This window comes from Novosphingobium colocasiae, assembly GCF_014652555.1.
Classification (GTDB): Bacteria; Pseudomonadota; Alphaproteobacteria; order Sphingomonadales; family Sphingomonadaceae; genus Novosphingobium; species Novosphingobium colocasiae.
This window is the reverse complement of record NZ_BMZA01000015.1, coordinates 24,114-44,050: the sequence shown is the minus strand read 5'-3', so window position 1 is coordinate 44,050 and position 19,937 is coordinate 24,114. Positions and strand designations below refer to the sequence as shown.

Annotated in this window: 21 protein-coding genes and 2 tRNA genes; 10 read left to right on the top strand and 13 right to left on the bottom strand. The window is 65.4% G+C overall.

Annotated elements, in window-relative coordinates; translation table 11 throughout:
* Window positions 1–58: 58 nt before the first annotated feature.
* Together IE122_RS15375 and IE122_RS15370 are read right to left on the bottom strand one after the other, a co-directional pair.
* Window positions 59–2,182 carry a PQQ-dependent dehydrogenase, methanol/ethanol family gene (locus IE122_RS15375; RefSeq protein ID WP_229814246.1) on the bottom strand — a complete coding sequence of 708 codons (2,124 nt, stop codon included), beginning with the start codon at window positions 2,180–2,182 and terminating at the stop codon, window positions 59–61.
* A 308-nt stretch (window positions 2,183–2,490) separates the two neighbouring features.
* Window positions 2,491–3,375: a LysR family transcriptional regulator gene (locus IE122_RS15370; RefSeq protein ID WP_189622134.1), complete on the bottom strand. Its 885-nt coding sequence runs from the start codon at window positions 3,373–3,375 to the stop codon at window positions 2,491–2,493.
* Between the two features lie 107 nt (window positions 3,376–3,482).
* Between IE122_RS15370 and IE122_RS15365 the strand changes: the two genes are divergently transcribed.
* The gene (locus IE122_RS15365) at window positions 3,483–4,595 is read left to right on the top strand and encodes an S-(hydroxymethyl)glutathione dehydrogenase/class III alcohol dehydrogenase (protein ID WP_189622133.1); all 1,113 of its coding nucleotides are present in this window, start codon (window positions 3,483–3,485) and stop codon (window positions 4,593–4,595) included.
* Window positions 4,596–4,603: 8 nt separating this feature from the next.
* Window positions 4,604–5,437, top strand: a complete 834-nt coding sequence (gene fghA, locus IE122_RS15360) for an S-formylglutathione hydrolase (RefSeq protein ID WP_189622132.1) — start codon at window positions 4,604–4,606, stop codon at window positions 5,435–5,437.
* A gap of 65 nt (window positions 5,438–5,502) precedes the next feature.
* Here the strand turns inward: fghA and IE122_RS15355 are convergent.
* The 4 genes from IE122_RS15355 to IE122_RS15340 all read right to left on the bottom strand — a co-directional run bounded on the left by IE122_RS15355 (window position 5,503) and on the right by IE122_RS15340 (window position 8,667).
* Window positions 5,503–5,579 (bottom strand) — tRNA-Pro (locus IE122_RS15355).
* A 59-nt stretch (window positions 5,580–5,638) separates the two neighbouring features.
* A tRNA-Ile gene (locus IE122_RS15350) sits at window positions 5,639–5,714 on the bottom strand.
* Window positions 5,715–5,777: 63 nt separating this feature from the next.
* Complete coding sequence (locus IE122_RS15345) at window positions 5,778–6,782, bottom strand: polysaccharide deacetylase family protein (RefSeq protein ID WP_189622131.1); 1,005 nt, start codon at window positions 6,780–6,782, stop codon at window positions 5,778–5,780.
* A gap of 49 nt (window positions 6,783–6,831) precedes the next feature.
* Window positions 6,832–8,667: an ATP-binding protein gene (locus IE122_RS15340; RefSeq protein WP_189622130.1), complete on the bottom strand. Its 1,836-nt coding sequence runs from the start codon at window positions 8,665–8,667 to the stop codon at window positions 6,832–6,834.
* Between the two features lie 345 nt (window positions 8,668–9,012).
* Between IE122_RS15340 and IE122_RS15335 the strand changes: the two genes are divergently transcribed.
* Window positions 9,013–9,480, top strand: a complete 468-nt coding sequence (locus IE122_RS15335; RefSeq protein WP_189622129.1) for an Lrp/AsnC family transcriptional regulator — start codon at window positions 9,013–9,015, stop codon at window positions 9,478–9,480.
* Between the two features lie 3 nt (window positions 9,481–9,483).
* On the opposite strand, the gene aroQ is transcribed toward IE122_RS15335, so the two are convergent.
* The 3 genes from aroQ to IE122_RS15320 form a co-directional block, all read right to left on the bottom strand.
* Window positions 9,484–9,921 (bottom strand): type II 3-dehydroquinate dehydratase, encoded by a 438-nt coding sequence (aroQ, locus tag IE122_RS15330; RefSeq protein WP_189622128.1) that lies wholly within the window; start codon window positions 9,919–9,921, stop codon window positions 9,484–9,486.
* Between the two features lie 84 nt (window positions 9,922–10,005).
* Entirely contained in the window at window positions 10,006–10,347 is a 342-nt protein-coding gene (locus tag IE122_RS15325; RefSeq protein WP_189622127.1) for a hypothetical protein, read from the bottom strand.
* Between the two features lie 91 nt (window positions 10,348–10,438).
* Window positions 10,439–10,852, bottom strand: coding sequence for a holin family protein (locus IE122_RS15320; RefSeq protein WP_189622126.1), 414 nt, complete (start codon window positions 10,850–10,852; stop codon window positions 10,439–10,441).
* 280 nt (window positions 10,853–11,132) lie between these two features.
* Here IE122_RS15320 and exbB point away from each other — a divergent pair, with 280 nt between their 5' ends.
* From exbB to IE122_RS15285, 7 genes are all read left to right on the top strand, one after another.
* On the top strand, window positions 11,133–11,897 hold the full coding sequence (exbB, locus tag IE122_RS15315; protein ID WP_229814244.1) for a tonB-system energizer ExbB: 765 nt from the start codon (window positions 11,133–11,135) through the stop codon (window positions 11,895–11,897).
* A 16-nt stretch (window positions 11,898–11,913) separates the two neighbouring features.
* A complete protein-coding gene (gene exbD / locus IE122_RS15310; protein ID WP_189622125.1) occupies window positions 11,914–12,339 on the top strand; it encodes a TonB system transport protein ExbD in 426 nt (141 codons plus the stop codon).
* Window positions 12,336–13,154, top strand: a complete 819-nt coding sequence (locus IE122_RS15305; RefSeq protein WP_189622124.1) for an energy transducer TonB — start codon at window positions 12,336–12,338, stop codon at window positions 13,152–13,154. The genes exbD and IE122_RS15305 overlap by 4 nt, the downstream gene beginning before the upstream one ends.
* 61 nt (window positions 13,155–13,215) lie before the next feature.
* Window positions 13,216–15,570, top strand: coding sequence for a TonB-dependent receptor (locus tag IE122_RS15300; protein ID WP_189622123.1), 2,355 nt, complete (start codon window positions 13,216–13,218; stop codon window positions 15,568–15,570).
* 57 nt (window positions 15,571–15,627) lie between these two features.
* The gene (locus tag IE122_RS15295) at window positions 15,628–16,311 is read left to right on the top strand and encodes a Fe2+-dependent dioxygenase (protein WP_189622122.1); all 684 of its coding nucleotides are present in this window, start codon (window positions 15,628–15,630) and stop codon (window positions 16,309–16,311) included.
* Complete coding sequence (locus IE122_RS15290) at window positions 16,311–16,934, top strand: ferric reductase-like transmembrane domain-containing protein (protein ID WP_189622121.1); 624 nt, start codon at window positions 16,311–16,313, stop codon at window positions 16,932–16,934. The genes IE122_RS15295 and IE122_RS15290 overlap by 1 nt, the downstream gene beginning before the upstream one ends.
* An 11-nt stretch (window positions 16,935–16,945) precedes the next feature.
* A complete protein-coding gene (locus IE122_RS15285; protein ID WP_189622120.1) occupies window positions 16,946–17,269 on the top strand; it encodes a PepSY domain-containing protein in 324 nt (107 codons plus the stop codon).
* A gap of 17 nt (window positions 17,270–17,286) precedes the next feature.
* Here IE122_RS15285 and IE122_RS15280 read toward each other — a convergent pair whose 3' ends face one another.
* The 4 genes from IE122_RS15280 to rpsF form a co-directional block, all read right to left on the bottom strand.
* Entirely contained in the window at window positions 17,287–17,778 is a 492-nt protein-coding gene (locus IE122_RS15280; protein ID WP_229814242.1) for a GNAT family N-acetyltransferase, read from the bottom strand.
* Between the two features lie 97 nt (window positions 17,779–17,875).
* Complete coding sequence (rplI, locus tag IE122_RS15275; RefSeq protein WP_189622119.1) at window positions 17,876–18,463, bottom strand: 50S ribosomal protein L9; 588 nt, start codon at window positions 18,461–18,463, stop codon at window positions 17,876–17,878.
* 14 nt (window positions 18,464–18,477) lie between these two features.
* Complete coding sequence (rpsR, locus tag IE122_RS15270; protein WP_189622118.1) at window positions 18,478–18,702, bottom strand: 30S ribosomal protein S18; 225 nt, start codon at window positions 18,700–18,702, stop codon at window positions 18,478–18,480.
* A gap of 5 nt (window positions 18,703–18,707) precedes the next feature.
* Complete coding sequence (gene rpsF, locus IE122_RS15265; RefSeq protein ID WP_189622117.1) at window positions 18,708–19,070, bottom strand: 30S ribosomal protein S6; 363 nt, start codon at window positions 19,068–19,070, stop codon at window positions 18,708–18,710.
* Window positions 19,071–19,937: the final 867 nt, after the last annotated feature.

Genomic DNA, 19,937 nt, shown 5'->3' with positions numbered 1-19,937 from the left:
AGGCCCATGCCGGAGCATGCCAGCCTCCTCCTAGCGAACCGGGGGCGCGCTGACCAGTTCACCGCGTCCGGCTGGCTACATAGGCGCGCAGCGCCTCGGCATCGGCGGGAGAGAACAGGTCGGGAAAGCCCGCCATGCCCTGGTCGGCCAGCGCGCCGTCGATCACCACCGCGCGCCACGCCTGGCTGTCTGCCAGCAGCGGCGATCGGCGCAGGTCCGGGGCCACCCCGCTCGATTGCGCACCCGATCCATGACACCAGGCGCAGGTGGTCTCGAAACCGCGACGGCCGGCTTCCGCCTGCGCCGGGGTGAAGGCGTCGGCCACCGGGGTGAACGGGGCCAGCGCTTCCTCGGGCAGGGCCGGGAGGGTTTCCTTGCCGTCCAGCCGAAAGGCCAGCACGCGGCCGTTGGGTCGATGCCGGGTGCCGTCACCCAGCGGCGTCGAAAGCCCGTAGCCGCCGCCATAGCCGCTGACGACAAGCACGTACTGGTGCCCGCCCACCGCATAGGAAACCGGGCTGCCCTGGACGGCGGTCTGCGCCTTGAATTGCCAGCGGGTCTGGCCCGACCGCGCGTCGAACGCCTTGAAGGTGCCGGTGATATTGCCCTCGAAGACCAGCCCGCCCGCCGTCGCCAGCGCTCCGCCCGAGGCCGGCCCCGGCTGCTCGGCGCGCCACACCTGCTTTTGCTGCACCGGGTCCCAGGCGATCAGCGCCCCCTTGAGGCCCGCGCGCAGCCTGGCCATCGCCGCCGGATCGGCGGGCAGGATGTTCTTTTCCGAATATGTGCCCAGGTTAAAGGCATGCGGGCGCGCTACAAAGCCGTGCTCTTGCGCATAGATCATCGGCACTTCCTGCGCCGGGAAATAGACGAGGCCGGTCGCCGGGCTGAACGCCATCGGATACCAGTTGTGCGCGCCAAAGGCGGAAGGGAGCAGCAGCGAACCTTCCGGGCCATAGCGTGCGGCCCTGGTCTCGATCGGGCGGCCGGACTTGAGATCGATCCCCGTCGCCCAGTTCACCGGCACGAAATTGCGCGCCGAAATCAGCCGGCCGTTGCTCCGGTCCACCACATAGAAGAACCCGTTCTTGGGGGCCTGCATCGCGACCTTGCGGACCTTGCCGCCGATCCTGAGGTTCGCAAGCATGATCGGCTGGGTGGCGGTGTAATCCCAGCTTTCGCCGGGATTGACCTGATAGTGCCAGCGGTACGCGCCGGTCTTTGCATCCAGCGCGACGATCGATGAGAGGAACAGGTTGTCGCCCCTGCCGCCCGATCGCAGCGTATGGTTCCATGGCGTGCCGTTGCCCACCCCGATCAGCACCTGATCCAGCTCCGGGTCATAGACGATGGCATCCCACACCGTGCCGCCGCCGCCGGTCTGCTTCCATGCGCCGTCAAACCAGGTCGCATTCGCTTTCGCGGCCAGCACCGCATCCGATGCCGCGCCATCGGGTTTCCCGTCAGGCCGCGGCACGGTGTAGAACCGCCATGCCAGCTTGCCCGTGCCGGCATCGTAAGCCGACACGTAGCCGCGCACGCCCAGTTCCGCGCCGCCGTTGCCGATCAGCACAAGGTTGCCGGCAAGGCGCGGGGCACCGGTGATCGTATAGGGTTTGCTGGTGTCGGTTGTTTGCACCTCCCAGACCTTGGAGCCGGACTTGGCGTCGATCGCGATCAGCCGGCCGTCGAACGCGCCAAGGAATAGCCGCCCGTCACGGTAGGCGATCCCGCGATTGACCACGTCGCAGCAGCCGTCGCGCCCCTTCGCTCCTGCAACCTGCGGGTCGAACTGCCACAGCACCTTTCCGCTGGCTCCGTCGATCGCGACGACCTTGGACCAGGCGGTGGAGAGATAGATGATCCCGTCGATCACCAGTGGCGTCGTTTCCTGCCCGCGCGCGGTATCGAGCTCGACGGTCCAAGCAAGGCCTAGATCCGCGACGGTATCGCCGTTGATCTCGGTCAGCGGAGAAAAGCGCTGCTCGGCATGGTTGCCGCCATGGACCGTCCAGTTCGCCGGGTCCTGCGCAAACAACGCGCCGTCCATCGGAGCCACGCTTTCGGCATTGGCCGCGCCCGGCGATTTCTGGCATCCGGCAAGAGCGACCGCCAACACCGCGACCAGCAGCGGCATGCCGAGCGCGTGATATTTCCGGTAAGCGCGAGCGCTGCTGTTCACCGTTGTCGTCCCCCTTGCGAGCCTGCCGACGCGGGCACGCACCGCAGCGTGCACAAGAAGGAGCCTCCCCTAGAAGGGCATTCGGCACCATCATCCCGCTGGCCGGAAGGCCAGATTATCAAGCCGCGTTTCGGCCCGGTGTTGCGGCACTGCCCGATGAATCGGTGTCCGTGGTAAGATGAGTAAGGCTTATTATGCCGCACGATCAACCCTTTTCTTCGTGCCGAAAATCAGGGTGAAACACCGGATATTGAGGCTATCTGCCATCGATATCGAACGCATGAGTAAAACTTATGAGCGCCGCGATTTCAGGCCCCGGAAAGGGCGGGTTGCAGCCGTTCGCCAAGCAGCAGCGACAGGCGGAGCACCTTGGGCTGGAGTTGACGCCGCAGGGGCGATACCAGCCAGATCGGCTCGGGCTCGGCGCGGCAATCTTCAAGCAAGGCCTGCAATCGCCCTTCCGCGATTGGCGCACGCAGGTAGAATTCCGGGAGTTGGCAGATGCCCCGTCCGGCCAGTGCAGCGTCCAGCACAGCCGTTCCGCTATTGCATCGCCAGCGGCCACGCGGTGTGACGACGCGTGGCATCCCGCGTTCGAGAAAGTGCCAGTTGGGAGTGGTTCCGGCCAGGCATTCATGCCCGGCCAGATCGTCTACACGGCGCGGCGCGGCGCGTGCGGTAAGGTAAGCAGGGGAAGCAGCGGTTATCAGCGCCCGGCTGGCAATGGCTTGGCTGGCGAGCCGCGGGTCGCCGGTCTGGCTGGTGCGTATCGCAAGGTCGTACCCTTCGGCGATGATGTCGACGACGCGATTGGTCAGATCGAGCACGACCGACAGGCCGGGATGCCGATCGGCAAATTCACCGAGGATCGGCGCGACAAAGCGTTCTCCCATGGCGATCGAGCAGGTCACGCGCAGTTCGCCGCGCGGCTCGCCGTCGCCCACCGCGAATGCAAGCAGTTCGTCGCGTTCCTGGATCAGCCTTCGCGCCTGATCGATAAAGCCACGGCCGGCTTCGGTCTGGCTGACGGTCCGGGTGGTGCGGTTGAACAGGATCAGGTTCAGCCGCTCTTCCAGGCGCAGAACACTTCGCGATACGTGCGATGTCGAAACGCCGAGCAATCGTGCCGCGCCAACGAACGAGCCGGCATCGGCAATGGCGACCGCTTCTTCGAGACCCTCCCACGGATGCATCGATTATCCCTATTTGGAAACAAAGCGTTCTGCAATAGCCGCTTTATCCACCCATTGGTTTACCGGTAACGGAGGCTAATTTTGTGTCTGCCGACGAAGGAAGTGCCATGAAGACCCGCGCCGCCGTAGCCTTTGCTCCTAAGCAACCCCTGGAAATCGTTGAGTTGGACCTTGAAGGCCCCAAGGCGGGCGAGGTGCTGGTTGAGATTATGGCGACCGGCGTGTGCCACACCGACGCCTATACGCTCGACGGGTTCGACAGCGAGGGCATCTTCCCCAGCGTGCTGGGCCACGAAGGTGCCGGGATCGTGCGCGAGGTCGGCCCCGGGGTCACCAGCGTCAAGCCGGGCGATCACGTGATCCCGCTCTACACCCCGGAATGCCGCCAGTGCAAAAGCTGCCTCTCGGGCAAGACCAACCTGTGCACCGCGATCCGCGCGACGCAAGGCCAGGGGCTGATGCCCGACGGCACCAGCCGGTTCAGCTACAAGGGCGAGACGATCTTCCACTACATGGGCTGCTCGACCTTCTCGAACTTCACCGTCCTGCCCGAAATCGCCGTGGCGAAGATCCGCGAGGACGCGCCGTTCCAGTCCTCGTGCTACATCGGTTGTGGGGTCACCACCGGCGTCGGCGCGGTGATCAACACTGCCAAGGTGCAGGTGGGTGACAACGTGGTCGTGTTCGGCCTCGGCGGGATCGGTCTCAACGTGATCCAGGGTGCGCGGCTGGCGGGGGCGGGCAAGATCATCGGCGTCGATCTCAATCCCGATCGTGAGGAATGGGGCCGCAAGTTCGGCATGACCGAATTCCTCAACAGCAAGGGCATGAGCCGCGAGGACACCGTCGCGAAGATCGTCCAGATGACTGACGGCGGGGCCGACTACACCTTTGACGCCACCGGCAACACCGAAGTCATGCGCACCGCGCTCGAAGCGTGTCATCGTGGCTGGGGCACCTCGATCATCATCGGCGTTGCCGAAGCGGGCAAGGAAATCTCCACCCGGCCGTTCCAGCTCGTCACCGGGCGCAACTGGCGCGGCACCGCGTTCGGCGGGGCCAAGGGCCGCACCGACGTGCCCAAGATCGTCGATATGTACATGACCGGCAAGATCGAGATCGACCCGATGATCACGCATGTGATGGGGCTGGAAGAGATCAACACCGCATTTGACCTGATGCACGCGGGCAAGTCGATCCGCAGCGTGGTGGTTTTCTGAGCGGTACCATGGAAATCGTATCGACCAACCGCAGCCACGGCGGCACCCAGGGCGTCTACACGCACCAATCGGCCGAGACCGGCACGCCCATGACCTTTTCGGTCTTCGTGCCGGATCACGCGCCGGGAGCGAAGCTGCCGGTCCTGTGGTACCTCTCGGGGCTGACCTGCACGCATGCCAACGTCACCGAGAAGGGCGAATTCCGCGCGGCCTGCGCGGAGCATGGCGTCATCTTTGTCGCGCCGGACACCAGCCCGCGCGGTGATGATGTGCCGGACGACGAAGGGTATGATTTCGGCAAGGGGGCAGGGTTCTATGTCGATGCGACGCAGCAACCCTGGGCGGCCAACTACCGCATGCGCAGCTACATCGAGACTGAACTGTCGGCATTGGTCGCGCAGCAATTTCCTGCCGATATGGCGCGGCAGGGCATCACCGGGCATTCGATGGGCGGGCACGGTGCGCTGACGATCGCGTTGCGCAACCCCGGCCGCTTCCGCTCGGTCAGTGCCTTTTCGCCGATCGTCTCGCCGCTGAACTGCCCCTGGGGCGCCAAGGCGCTGACCGGCTACATCGGCCCCGATCGCGCCGCCTGGCGCGAATACGATGCCTGCGCGCTGATCGAGGACGGCGCGCGCCTGCCCGATCTGCTGGTGGATCAGGGCACGGCCGACACGTTCCTGGAGGAACAGTTGAAAACGCCGCTGCTGCAGGATGCCTGCTCCCGCGCCGGCCAGCCGGCCACGATCCGCATGCAGGACGGCTATGACCACTCCTACTATTTCATCTCCACCTTCATGGCCGAGCATGTCGTATGGCATGCCGGGCGGCTGAAAGCCTGAGCCGTCGGCTGTTGTTCCGGCGGACCGATGTCCGCTCAGCCGCGAATTCTCGATTTCCTGAAAAATGGTCGGGGAGACAGGATTCGAACCTGCGACATCCTGCTCCCAAAGCAGGCGCGCTACCGGGCTGCGCTACTCCCCGACCCTTTGGGCACCGGACGGGTCCGGTGCGTGTCGGTTGCCGTTCGACGGCGGCGGCAGTGGTGGGCCCGGCAGGATTTGAACCCGCGACCTAGCCGTTATGAGCGGCCAGCTCTAACCGCTGAGCTACAGGCCCACGATACCGCGCCCTGCCGGTCCGCCCGGACAGAACACGTCGCCCCTAGCTTGCCGAAGCCGACTAGGCAAGCTCCACGCTGGCCATGATATCGGATACGCTGGTAGGCCGTACACCGCGCGCCGCCAGGTGCGTGAACAGCGCGCGCCACCAGTCGTACAGCGCGTCGAGATCGTCGTCGTTGCGAACGTATGGCGTGTGGCCGGGGGCGAGCGACGGACTGTGGAACGAGAACACGAGGATCGGCAGGCCATCGTCCACGGCGATATCGACGCCGCGCAGCGCCTCTGCCGAGGTGACGCCCTCAGGGGTCAGCGGAATGCGTTCGAGCAGGCCGGCGCGGGCCAGCACGCCGCGCAGCGCCGGGGCCCGCCACAGCAGCGGATAGATGACATTGCCGATCCGCCGTAGCGGCCCCCAGTAGACCGAGGTCAGCGGCAGTTCGAGCAGCCGCTGGTCCGGCCCGACCCAATAGGGTTCGAGCGGATGTTCGCGGTAGTTCGGGCCGCCGGTGCTGCTGTAATCGAACCGGGCCCGGACCGAAGTATCCACCGCGATGCCGAATTCGGAAAGAATGGCGGCCGTGTTGGGGCCAAGGCCATAGCGCCCGGCGCGATAGATCAGCGGTGCGGTTTCGAACGTCTGTTCGATCCGGTCGCGCAGGCGGCGGAATTTCTCGCGTTCAAGCTCGTAGGGAAGGTTACCGGCAAAGCTGTTGAATTCGGTCACGTCCTCTTCGAACGGCGGGCTGACCCAGGGATGCAACTGGACCCCGATCTCGGCCCGCCCGGCCAGCACCGCCGCGCCGATCGCCTCGCGCGCAAAGCTGGAACTGGCGATGGGAAAATCGACCAGATAGGACGGCACCACGCCGAAGCCCTCGCAGAACTGCTGGAACTTGCGCAGCGCCGGGACAGTAACGATGGTGTGGCGTTCGCGGTCGAGCGGGGCGTTCCAGTCGAACTCCTCCTCGGTATCCACCGTCACGATGAACCGCTGGCCGAACCCGTCGCGAAAGCGCGCGCGGTTGCTTTTGTCGGGAACGCTGAGAATATTGGGCCGGTTCAAAAAAACACACTGCTTTCATAGGCGCGTCCTGTACCGACTGGGGGGTCCGTCAGCCGACGCGGCTCTGTAGGTTGTTGCTATGGCTTGATGCCGGTCCGGTCAACCCGGGCAGGTCCAGCCGCAGGACGCCACCTTCGTGCATCAGCGTGCCGCCTGCGGCACGGGCTTCGGCTGCGGCCAGGCGCAGGGTGAAGCCGATGCCGAAGCTGCCGGCGGACAGCGCGCTGCCGCGCTCGCCTGCGGGGATGGCGAACAGATCATCCCCGACATAACCCGCCAGCGCGGCGGGCAGTTCCATCTCGACCCGCACCTGCGCGCTATCAGCCCACCAGCGCAGCGCCAGTTGCTCATCCGGCGCGGTCGATCCCGCCAGCGCGGCCAGAAGCCGCCAGATCATCCGTTCTGCTTCCTGGCAATCGAGCCGGATCGGCAGCGATGCGGCCTGGGCCTGCTGGACGAAGCCGCTGCGGCGCGGCGCGGTCCACGCCTGCAGGCGGCTGACGGTCTGGGTCAGGATCAGCGCCAGGTCGCATTCGCCCGCGCCGGGGGCCATCACGCCGGATTCCAGTTTGACCAGCCGGTCCAGCTCGTCGAACCCCGCCAGGATCTGCGCGACATCGCCTGCGATAGCGGCGGCCAGCGCCCGGTATTCGTGCGGGGCAGGGCCGTAAAGCTGCTGCTGGATGATCTCGGCCGCCACCTGGATTGCGTTGGCGGGATTCTTCAGCTCGTGCAGGATCTGCCGCATGTTGTCGGCGGCAGCCTGATCGGCAGAGGGCTGGGCGGCGACGGGGGCGATCCGCAGCGGCCGCCGCAAACGGCCGCAATAGCCGGTGAAGCGCCCGCTGACCGGATCGAAGCGGGCGACCGCGTCGGCCAGCCATTCGCCACTGATCGCCGGCGCGCCTTCGAAGGCCAGCGGCGCAGCGCGCAGCGGCTGGCGCGCGCGCAACTGGCTGACCAGCGGGGGCGGCGCGGCGGCATCTGCCTCCTCGCCATCGCGGTCCGCTGCGCCGGACAGGCTGAACCCGACCAGCGCCGAGGCCAGCGGGCCGTCGACCCAGGTGATGCGCCCTTCGGCATCGGTGGCGAAATCGACCGATACCGCGCCGCGCGGCACCTCGTGAACCAGATCGCCCAGCGGCAGGAACGGCGCGTCCGCACTGTGCGCCGCGTGGTTGCCGCTTTCGCGGGCGCGGCGGAATTCCTCGATCCGGCGGACAATGGCGCCGATGCCGGCATCGGCGGTGCGACGGTTGTCGTTGCTGCCGTTTTTGCCGCGCAAGGGGACCACCGGCGCAGGAGCCAGTGGTCGGGTGATTTCCTGCGCCGCCGCCTGCGCCTTGGCCTGGTCAAGCGCGTCTTCGCGCGCCACGCAATCGAGCAGGAAGGCGTCGATATCGTCCACCGGCGCAGAGTGCTGCGCGGCGGTGGCCTCCACAACCGGGGGCAGCGCCCGGTCGCGCACGCCCAGCCGTTCCAGCAGCGCATCCACGCGCGGGCCCAGGTCGCGGCGGTGACGTACAATACCGCGCGCGCGCACGGGGAGGGCGGGGATCAGCGCCAGCCACGCCTCTTCGTCAAGCCGGGCGGCGGCGATGGCGGATGTGGCGACTTGCGGTTCGGCTTCGGCCAGCAGCGCCAGCAGGCGCGGGTTGGCGATCGGGCGATCCGCATCGCCGACCATGCGGGCGCGCTCGCTCGCCGGGATCTGCTCGGCCAGTTGCAGTAGCCGGATCAGCCCCTCTTCGTGCAGCGGACCGAAGTCCGCCGCCGGGCGCGCGCGGCCGAGGATGTCGACGAGCTGCCGGTACTGGATCCGCGCCAAAGCCGTGCCCGAAACGGGCAGGGCCAGCACGGTGGCAAGACGATCGTCGAAATGCATTCCTGCTCCGCGAGCCCGGTGTGCCCCGTCCGGCCGAGAACCGGGGCTCACTGTGCGGTTCCGGGGGCCCAGCTATCCGGAAGCGCGCATCGTCATGCAAGCTGACCTTTAAATTCCCCCTAAGGGCGCGTCGCGGGTCGGCAAGGGAATGGTAGCGGTAACCTTCGATAGGAAAAGCGATTGGTTCGGGGCGTTGCAAAGCGGGACAATTACGCTAAGGAACAATAAAATTACAGAGCATCTGGAATTTATGATGTGGAAATTGCATTGGCTGCGCAAGCCGCGCCGGAATCGTCCGGTCGCAGTCGTACCCGTTGCCGTGTTTTCGCGCCAGGACAGGACCGCATGATCAATCTCGACGCCATCGATCGCAAGCTTCTGGCCGAACTTCAGGATGAAGGCCGGATCACTAACGTCGAGCTGGCGAACCGCGTCGGGCTGACCGCGCCGCCGTGCCTGCGCCGGGTGCGCAGCTTGGAGGAAGAAGGGATCATTCGCGGCTATCACGCCGATCTCAACCCTTCGAAGCTGGGATTCACCATCACCGTGTTCGCGCTGGTCAGCCTCAAGAGCCAGGCGGAAGAGGCGCTGCGCGAATTCGAAGGGCACATGAACACCCTGCCCGAAGTGCGTGAATGCCACATGCTGAACGGCGAGATCGACTTCATCCTCAAGATCGTCTCGCGCGATCTGCAAAGCTTCCAGGAATTCCTGACCGGCAAGCTGACCTCCGCGCCGAACGTGGACAGCGTGAAGACCTCGCTGACGATCCGCACCGCCAAGAGCCTGCCGGGCGTACCGCTCGAAATCTGATCGTCAGAGCCGGGCGGCGGCTTCCAGCGCCAGCAGATAGCTGTCCGCACCGAACCCCGCGATCGTCCCCTTGGCTGCCATGCCCACCCATGAGGTATGGCGAAAACTCTCGCGCGTGTGCGGGTTGGACAGGTGTACCTCGATCACCGGCACGCCGATCGCCCGAATGGCGTCCAGCAGCGCGACCGAGGTGTGGGTATAGGCACCGGCATTGAGCAGGACCGCGCTGGCCCCTTCGGCCCGCGCTTCGTGCAGCCAGTCGACCAGATGGCCTTCGTGGTTCGACTGGCGCATGTCGATGGCGATATCCAGCTCTTCCCCGCGCTCCACCAGCAGCGCGCCGATATCGTCGAGCGTCTGCGACCCATAGATATCGGGCTCGCGCGTGCCGAGCAGATTGAGGTTGGGTCCGTTCAGAACGTAAACAAGCTTGGCGGCCATGGTCCGTGCCTTCGTAAGGATCGGCCGACATGTAGCGCCGCGCGCGCGCCGCGCAAGCGTCGTGCCGCTGTGGCCGGCGGACGGTCAGCCCGCTGGCGGCGGTGGTGGCGGCTGGTCGCTGTCAGGCCCACCGCCTGCCATGCCACCGCCCATGCCGCCCTGATCGGGCTGATCGGCCGGCGGCGCTTCGTCCTGTTCATCGCCGCCGCTGCCATAGAACGAGGCGAGCGCGGCGTTGTTGCTGGTTGCCCGAGCCTTGGCGGCCTGCGCCTGATTGCACGAGGCTTGCGCATCGGCGAGCTGCTGGCGCGCCTCGTCAAGCTGGCGTTGCAGATCCGCTTCCTTGTCGGAGCCGCACCCCGCCAGCGCCGCCGAGCCCGACAATGCCAGTATCAACAGGATCGCCTTGCGCGGGATGGGGGGCATAAACGGGAACATCGGGGTGCGGCTTTTTCGTTATGATCGGATGCCGGTTAACCTAGCCGCTAAGGGTTAGCACGAGGTTAGCGCGACGTTCTCAGCGCTCCGCGCCCCTGACCTTGCCCCACTGGCGCATCGCCGAATAGCCAAGGTACCCGGTCCCGAACAGGGCATAGAGCGGTTCGGGCAACCCTTGCAGATAGCCGGTCATGCCGGCGGCGATGGCCGTGGCGGCGCGCGGGCTGAACGCGGCGATCACGCCCACCGGTATGGCCCACAGGATCATCGCATAGATGACATAGAGAAACCCCGGCCGCGCCCGGCTGGTCCAGGGATCGGCAGATGTCGCATCGGCCACGATCGCCGAAAGGCTCGTCTCCAGCATCCGGACATCCTGCGATCCATTCATCCGGAGTAACTCCAGCTTCGCCCGATCACGCGCCTCGGGATCAGGGATCGCCTTGTCGAGAATACGGGACAGCGGCTCGAGCAGATTTTCGAACAGCGGCATGTTGAGCGGCTCCTGATGTGAGGGAGGGCTGCGGAAATAACCGATATGGTTCGTGTAGGAAAACGGAAGCTGCAGGGCCGCCCGCCGCTCGCGCTTCTACGGCGATGTCCCCATCCATGACTGCGCGGGAGACGGACGGATGATGCACTGTCCCGCAGCAGAAAATTCTGCCGCAAATTGACGGCGGTCAATTTTTATTGAGAACCAGTTGCATTAATCCGCCATCTCTGCGAATGGCTCGCAGCAGTGATGCGATTCATTCGCATTATGAGGGGGACTCGTGACGAACGCCAAGATATTCCGCGCTGCTCTGGTACCGGCGCTGACCTGCGCCGGGCTGGTGGCCATGCCTGCCATCGCCGCTGCCGAGCCGGTCGTCCCTGCCAACCTTTCGGTGGGCGCGATGTTCGTCAACGCCGACTGGATCGTGAAGCTGGTGATGATCGGCCTGATCGCCGCATCGCTGGTCACCTGGACGGTGTTCTTCGCCAAGCTGATGGAATTGCGCCGTGCCACCGCCGCCGCCCGCCACGTCCTTGAAACCGTGAGCGGCATGCGCTCGCTGGTCGAAGCGACCCGCGATGCCGCGCTGCTGGAAACGCCACTGGTGCGCGAGGCGATCTCGGAACTGCGCCTGTCCAGCGATGCCCTGAACGATGCCGAGGGCGTCAAGGAGCGCGTCCTCTCGCGCTTCTCGCGGCATGAAGCGGCGGTCGCGCGCGATATGACCCGGGGTGTCAGCATCCTCGCCACGATCGGTGCCACGGCACCGTTTGTCGGCCTGTTCGGCACTGTCTGGGGTATCATGAACAGCTTCGTCGGCATCGCCGAAAAGCAGACCACTAACCTCGCTGTCGTCGCTCCCGGCATCGCCGAGGCGCTGCTGGCGACCGCGTGCGGCCTCGTCGCGGCGATCCCGGCGGTGGTGATCTACAATCATTTCGCCCGCCAGATCGCCGCCTACCGCGCGCTGGTTTCGGACACCGCCGCAGCGATTCTGCGCCTCGTCTCGCGCGATCTGTCGCGCGGCGAACGCATCGTCTGAGGGAAGGGCGCGGGCCATGGCGATCCAGTTCACCGACCACAGCGATGATATGGCGCTGAACCACGAAATCAACGTGACCCCGTTCATCGACGTCATGCTGGTGCTGTTGATCATCTTCATGGTCGCAGCGCCGCTGGCCACCGTCGATGTCAAGGTGGACCTGCCGGTGTCGAACGCCGCCCCCGCGCCCAAGCCCGAACAGCCGGTATTCCTCTCGATCCGCGCCGATGGCCAGTTCCTCGTCGGCGAAAAACCGGTCGATGCCGCCGCGCTCGGTGCCGCCATTGCCGCCGCCACCGGCGGTGACCGCGAACAGCGGGTGTTCCTGAGGGCTGACAAGACGGTCACTTACGATACCGTGATGCAGGCGATGAACGGACTGCGCAGCGCCGGCTATGTCCATGTCGCGCTGGTCGGCCAGGATCAGGGCGAGGTCCGGTGACAGCTCCCGTTCCCGGCATAGAGGCGCTCGAAGCAGCCGCCCAGGCGGCCGGGCAGCGGGTTCCGGCCCGGCTGGACGGTGCGCCCGATCGCCGGCTGTGGAGCACGGCCGGAGCGATCGCGCTGGCCTTGCATGGCGGCGCGCTGGCGGCGGTGCTGGTGTGGTCGCGCGAGACGCCGCCGCCGGTCGAAGAGCCGGTGGTGCTGGTCGAACTTGCCGCCGAAGCCGCCCCCGCGCCGGTGCCGCAAAGCGCCGCGCAGCCGGTCTCGCAATCGCCGGTTTCGCCGCTGACCCCGCAAGTCGTGCAGCCTCCGCTGCCGTTGGACGCGCCGGTGGTGAAAGCGCCGCTGCCGCGCGATGCCGTGTCGTTGCCGCCGCCCGCGCCGGCGCAGCCCGCCCGCGCCGCTCAGGCACCGGTACAGCCGGCAGTCGCCGCGCCCGCGCCACCAGTCACGAACCCGCTCGCCGGCAACGGTTCCAACACCCGGGCCGATGCCAGCAACGATTCCCGCGCCCAGAAGCTGGAATCGGACTACAAGTCGCTGGTCGGCAGCTATATCCGCCGCAACCGCTTCTCGCCGCCCCAAGCCCGCAAGGCCGGGATCAGCGGCGATGTGAAGGTCCGCTTCGTGGTCCAGCGCAGCGGTGCGATCACCGATGTCGGCGTAGCCACCAGCAGCGGCTCGACGCTGCTTGACGGCGAGGCGGTGCAGTTCCTGCGCTCGCTGACGCCGGTCCCGTCATTCCCGCGCGATCTGCGCAAATCCGAAATTCCGCTCACCATCACGCTCAAGTTCGCCGTCGAGAGCAAGTAGCCGCCGGACGTCAGGCGCATGCTGCTCTTGCAGGGCGAATACAATCGAAAGGGGAAGTATCATGGCAACCAACAAGGCAGTCCTGCGCCCGCGCAGCCTGCGCCGGCCGGTCCTGACCGTCGCCGTCGGAGTGAGCGCCGCGCTCGCCAGCAGCGGTGCGCTCGCTCAGGAAGCAGCGAAGGACACGGACAGCGCCGAGGATCTCGGCGTGGCCGAGTACAAGGACTATACGGCGGATTCGAACCCCTACACCTCGAAGGGGGCACCGTATAAGGCGCGGGTTTCGGCGGACGATCGCCTGACCCGGCCGATCGCCGAACTGCCGCAGACGCTGAGCGTCCTCACCGAAACGCAGATCAAGGAATCGGGCTACACCGATCTGGCCCGCATTCTCGACGCGCAGCCCGGCATCACCGTCGGCACCGGCGAAAACGGCAATGCCTTCGGCGATCGCTACATCATTCGCGGCCAGGAAGCGCGCAGCGACGTGTTCGTCGATGGCCTGCGCGACCCGGGGATGACGACGCGCGAAAGCTTCGCGGTGGACCAGATCGAAATCGCCAAAGGCCCGAACTCGACCTTCGCCGGTCGTGGCACGGCTGGTGGTGCGGTCAACCTGATCACCAAGCAGGCATCGACCGACTACAGCTTCACCAAGGCTTCGGTTGGCGTGGGCACAGACGGCTTCGTGCGGGCGACCGCCGACGTCAACATGCCGGTCAGCGACACTCTGGCAGTGCGCGCCAACGCGCTTTATGCCTACACCGAAATCCCCAACCGCGAACCGGCGGACCGCAAGCGCAAGGGCCTTGCGGTTTCCGCCACGTTCAAGCCGGTGGACACGTTCAGCCTGACGCTGGATTACTACGGGCTGCGGGCGAAGGATAATCCCGATCTGGGCGATTACCTGCTGGGCGATGCCACCGTGGGTGAACGCAAGCCGGTGAAAACTCCGGTCTATGCGCAGAAGCAGGATTTCCAGAAGTCGGACGTCGATGTTTTCACCGGCCGTCTGAACTGGCAGCTTTCCGACAATATCCGGCTGACCAACCGGATGCGTTATGGCATGTCGGACAACGGCTACGTCGTCACGGGTGCGCGGGGTGTGACCACTTCGGTGAATGACCCCAATGGTGCATACGACAGTTTCTCGCTATCGACTCACCAGGGCTGGCAGGATGTGAAATACTTCGCCAACCAGGCTAATCTCCACATCGAAAGCGAAATGCTGGGTGGCGAGAACGATCTCATCATCGGGGCCGAGTTTACCGATCACAAGGTCCGCAACGGCCTCTATGCCAACGTCAATACCGGCGCGTTCAACTGCCGCACGGGCACGGGTGCCGGCACTGCCTTCAACGCCTTTTGCGGCCTCGGGCCCGATGGTCAGGCGGTCGATAACCTGAACACACTCCTCGGCCGGGAAATCACGAAGGACCGTTGGGACCAGGACTGGCACATGAAGACCGTGTCCGCCTACATCATGGACACTATCGACCTGACGAGCCGACTGACCGTGTTCGGCGGCATCCGCCTCGATCACTTCATGTTCGATCTCGGGCTCCAGGCCGCTGACTTAACCGTCACGCGTTACGACTTCAGCGACAGCTTCTGGAACGGCCATCTGGGCGCGACCTACAAGATTGGCGATGTCGGGATGATCTACGCTTCGGCGGCGACTTCGGCCGATGTGAACTGCGGTGAATCGGATGTCGGCACCAGCGCCGGTTATGGCGGCTGTCTGGTCCTTGACGGCCAGATCAGCGGAACCAAGCCCGAGCGTTCGGTCAACCTTGAGACGGGGACCAAATTCAACCTGTTCGAGGATCGGCTGCTGCTGACCGCCGCTGTGTTCCAGATCACCAAGGATGACGTGTTCGAGGCGGCCGGCAGCGGCTACGTGCCGGACGGGACCGGCAATACCGGCAAGAACCGCGTGCGTGGCTTCGAAATCGGCGTGGCCGGCAACCTGACCCCGGCCTGGTCCATGCAGGGTGCCATCACCGTGCTCAAGGCGAAGATCCTGAAGTCGGTTGCCAATCCTTTGAACGAAGGCAAGACGCTCTCGAACTTCGCCAACTTCCAGGCACAGTTCCAGTCGCGCTATCAGTTCACCGATGATTTCGCGATGGGCTTTGCGATCAAGCACAAGGGCAAGCGCTACGGCGGACAGCCGGACACCGCGCCGGCGTTCACCACGCTGCCGGACAACAGCTATGTCTATGGCCAGCCCGTCCCCGCCTACACGGTCGGAGATTTCTTCGCCGAGTACAAGTTCAACAAGAATCTGGATTTCCGCCTCAACGTGAACAATGTCACGAACGAACGGTACTATATCGCGGTCTACCGCAGCGGTTCGTTCCTCTACAGGGGTGACGCGCGGCAAGTCGTGGGGACGTTGAACGCCAAGTTCTGACGCCATGCTCCGGTGGTGCGGCCGTTCCCGGCAGCGCCACCGGACTGGAGATTTTTCATGCTCATCGTCATCGAAAACCTGCTGACCCGCAACGACGTCGATGCCTTCCGCGAGCGGCTGGGGCAGGCGGAATGGGTCGATGGCGCGCAAAGTGCCGGTTCGCGGTCGGTGGCGGTGAAGCAGAACCTGCAGGTCGAGCGCAACTGCCCGGTCGGCGTCGAACTTGGCAACACCATCCTGCGGCGGCTGGGCGATAGCCCGACCTTCGCTTCGGCCGCGCTGGCCGAGAAGATCTGGCCGCCGGTGTTCAACCTCTATCAGGATGGCGGCCACTACGGCACCCACGTGGACAGCGCGCTGATGCGCTGGCCCGAGGCGAACCTGACGCTGCGCAGCGACATGTCGGCGACCATTTTCCTCTCGGACCCGGACGAGTACGAGGGCGGCGAGCTGCTGGTCGAAGGGCAGTACGGCGCGCAGGCGGTGAAGCTGGCGGCGGGCGACATGGTGCTTTACCCTTCCAGCAGCCTCCATCAGGTAACCCCGGTCACCTCCGGCCAGCGCATCTGCGCGATCCTGTGGCTGCAAAGCGCGGTGGCGGATACCACCCGGCGCGAAATGCTGTTCGAGCTCGATCAGTCGATCCAGGCGTTGAGCTTCGGCCGCACGGTGGACGATCCCGATATCGATCGGCTGATCCACGTCTATCACAACCTTGTGCGGCACTGGGCGGTGGTGTGATGGTCCGCGGTTCGGGCAAGCGGCCGCTCAGGGGCATGCGCCGTCGCGGCCGGGTCAAGCTCGCGGTCAGCATCGCGCTGGCGGTGCCCGGCGTGCTGATGCTGGCCGATTGGTGGCAGGGCCGCGCGCTGGCGATGGACCTGCTGCACCCGACCGGTGAACTGTCGGTCCGGCTGATGATCCTGGCGATGCTGGCGGGGCCGCTCGTCGAGCTGTTCGGAACAGCGCATCCGCTGGGCCGCGTCCTGCGCGGCTGGCTGACGATCCGCCGCAACCTTGGCGTCGCGGCGTTCGGCTATGCCGCGCTTCACCTCGTATTCTACGCCGCCGACATGAGTGTGGCGGCGATGCTGGACGAGCTCCCGATCCCGGCGATCTGGACCGGCTGGCTGGCGCTGGCGCTGCTGGCGATACCCGCCGCGATCAGCTTCGATGCCGCCGTCAAGGCACTGCGCCGCCGGTGGAAGCAGTTGCAATACCTCGTCTATCCGGCATTCATCATCGCGCTGGCACACTGGCTGCTGCTCGACTGGCACTGGCTGGGCGCGGCGCTGCATCTGGCCCCGCTGGCGCTGATCTGGACCCTGCGGCTGGCGCGTCGCCGCTCTCTTTCCCGAACCTGAGGATTTCCCGCATGATCCGTTCTCACCCCGGCCGCACCATTGCCCTGCTGTTCGCACCGCTCGCCATCTTCGCGGCCGTTCCGGCGCAGGCCGATGGCAACGTCCAGTGCAAGTCTGGACCGAAGGAAAACTGGAAGCCGATCGACAAGCTGAAGAAGCAGGTCTGGCTCGAAGGCTGGGAAATCATCAAGACCCAGGTCGAGGGCGATTGCTACGAGGTCTACGCCCGCAACGGCGAAGGGCAGGTGCTCGAAGCGTTCTTCCACCCGGTCACGCTCAAGAAACTGGTGGTGTTCCGGCGCGGGCAGGAAATCTTCCGCGCCAAGGGCTTCTGATCCGGGCGGGGCTGCCGTTACAGCAACCGCTCGAGATAGCGCACGGTCTTGGCGTTCGGCAGCGTGGCGCTGCCGATCTCGGCGAAACCGAGGCTGGCGTGGAATGCGTCGGATGCCGGGTTCGGCGGATCGAGGTTGACCTCGCAGACCACGCGATCGTGCCCCGCGGCACGGGCCTGCTCGAACAGATCGGCATAAAACGCGCGGGCAAGGCCGCGGCCGCGCGCCGATGCGGCGACGACTACGCGATCGACGTAGACGAAGCGTTCCAGGCGTTCGCGCAGCCACATGAAGTTGGGGCTGTCGTAATCCGCTGATTGATTGAACGCGATGAGCAGGGCGCTGCCGTCGCTGGTGGCTGCGGCATGGAAGGCCATGGCGATCATGCCGCGCAAGCGATGCTCATCCAGCAAGGACAGCTCTTGCGCATGGGCGTTGTTCAGCGCCAGCAGCGCGTTCGCGAGCGCGGGCCTGGCGGCAAGGTTGGCGGCTGTCAGTCGATCGGGCACGCAAATTTTTCCTGCCGAAAGCAAGAGACCCCGCTTCCGGGCGGGAAGCGGGGTCTCTCGAATTGGCGATCGCGCAGGGGCGACCGGCGGAAACGGATTACTCCGCTTCGGCTTCCGGCTCTTCGACCGCGATTTCGCCGGGTTCGGCGTTCGGGTCGTAGGCTTCGGTGAAGCCGGTAGTGTCGGCTTCGAACATCGCGGCCATGACGTCCACGCCCTGCGACTGCAGTTCGGCTTCGTCGGGCGACCGGGCGACGTTGACCTTCACCTTGACCGAGACTTCGGGGTGCAGGTTGACGGTGACGTCGAAGATGCCGAGCGTCTTGATCGGGCGTTCGAGCACGATCATCTGCTTCGACAGCCCGGCGCCATCGGCGTTCAGCGCATCGACGATGTCACGCACCGAAACCGAACCGTAAAGCTGGCCCGAGTTCGACGAGGCGCGGATCAGGACGACCTGCTTGCCTTCCACATCGGCCGAATGCTGTTCGGCGTCGGTGCGGCGGGCGGCGTTGTCGGCCTCGATCTTCGCGCGGTTGGCGTCGAAGACTTTTTTGTTGGCGTCGTTGGCGCGCAGCGCCTTCTTGTTGGGCAGCAGGTAGTTGCGTGCGAAACCGTCCTTGACGGAAACGACGTCGCCGATGTTGCCCAGCTTCTCGACACGTTCGAGGAGGATGATGTCCATGGGGTTCGCCCTCCTTACTTGACGATGTAGGGCAGCAGGCCGATGTGCCGGGCGCGCTTGATGGCCTGGCTCAGCTCACGCTGCTTCTTGGCGGAAACCGCGGTGATGCGGCTGGGGACGATCTTGCCACGCTCGGACATGAAGCCCTGGAGCAGACGGATGTCCTTGTAATCGATCTTGGGCGCGTTCTTGCCCGAGAACGGGCAGGACTTGCGGCGGCGGAAGAAAGCGCGTGCCATGGCGATCAGTTCCCTTCACGTTCGCGACGGCGCGTGCGCTCGCGGTCGCTCTTGCGCATCATGACCGAAGGGCCGCCTTCGTGCTCGTCGACGCGGATCGTGACGTAACGGATCACGTCTTCGTTGATCTGGGTCTGACGCTCGAGCTCGGCGACGACATCGCCCGGAGCTTCGATGTTGAGCATCACGAAGTGCGCCTTGCGGTTGCGCTTGATCTTGTAGGCGAGGTTCTTGAGGCCCCAGGTCTCGGTCTTGGTGACCTTGCCCTGCATGCTCTCGACGATCTCGGTAGCGGTGGCGGCCAGCGCATCGACTTGCGCTTGGCTCAGGTCCTGGCGTGCCAGGAACACGTGCTCATATAGAGCCACGGCAGCTTCCTTTTCTCTATCTAACCGATCGCTGGCTTGTCCGCACCATTGCGGGGCCCCTCCGGCTTTCTTGATATCCCCGGTTCGGGGAAAGGGCGCGCCTTACGCGATTCCGGGGGAAATGCAAGGGCCGCTAACGTCGAGACGGCCCACCCCGTCCGGCCAGGCGGTACACCGCCAAGCCTCCCGGCCCTCCCGCAAGCGGGAAGGCATGATCGAGTATCCCCGCCCGCTTGCGGGAGGGGAGCGAGACTTGCGTGCGCAGCACGTTAGTCGCAGCGGGGTGGGCCTGGCGCACCCCCGTTGTTTGCTTGCGAAGGTGACAAAGGTTACACTGTGTAACTTTCGAAGTTGGATATTTTCATATCTAAATCAATATATTATACGGGAAATCATGAAAGTTACACTTTCGGGAATGGCGCGATGTGTCGCGTTCTGACGATGGGAAAGAGCAGGGCGTGAGGGGCCCGTTGCGGATTATGCCGCAGGTGGCCGATGTAGGAAAGCAGTGAGGCCGCGTTGCGCTCGGGATAGCCGTCCGATCGGCCCGATGGAAAAATGGTTCACGCGGAGGCGCGGAGGCGCAGAGGTGTTGCGGGAGGGCGCAGCCATTCTCGCTGTTCAACGGCGAGGCACACGCATCGTTGAAAAGGACGGCCGCGCTGCGGCGAGCGGGACATCTCTGCGCCTTTGCGCCTCTGCGTGAACCCGTTTTCTTATCGCCGCTCGGGCCCACCCCGTCCGGCTAGGCGATAAAATCGCCAAGCCTCCCGGCCCTCCCGCAAGCGGGAAGGCATGCTCGAATATCCCCGCCAGCTTGCGGGAGGGGAGCGAGACTTGCGTGCGCAGCACGTTAATCGCAGCGGG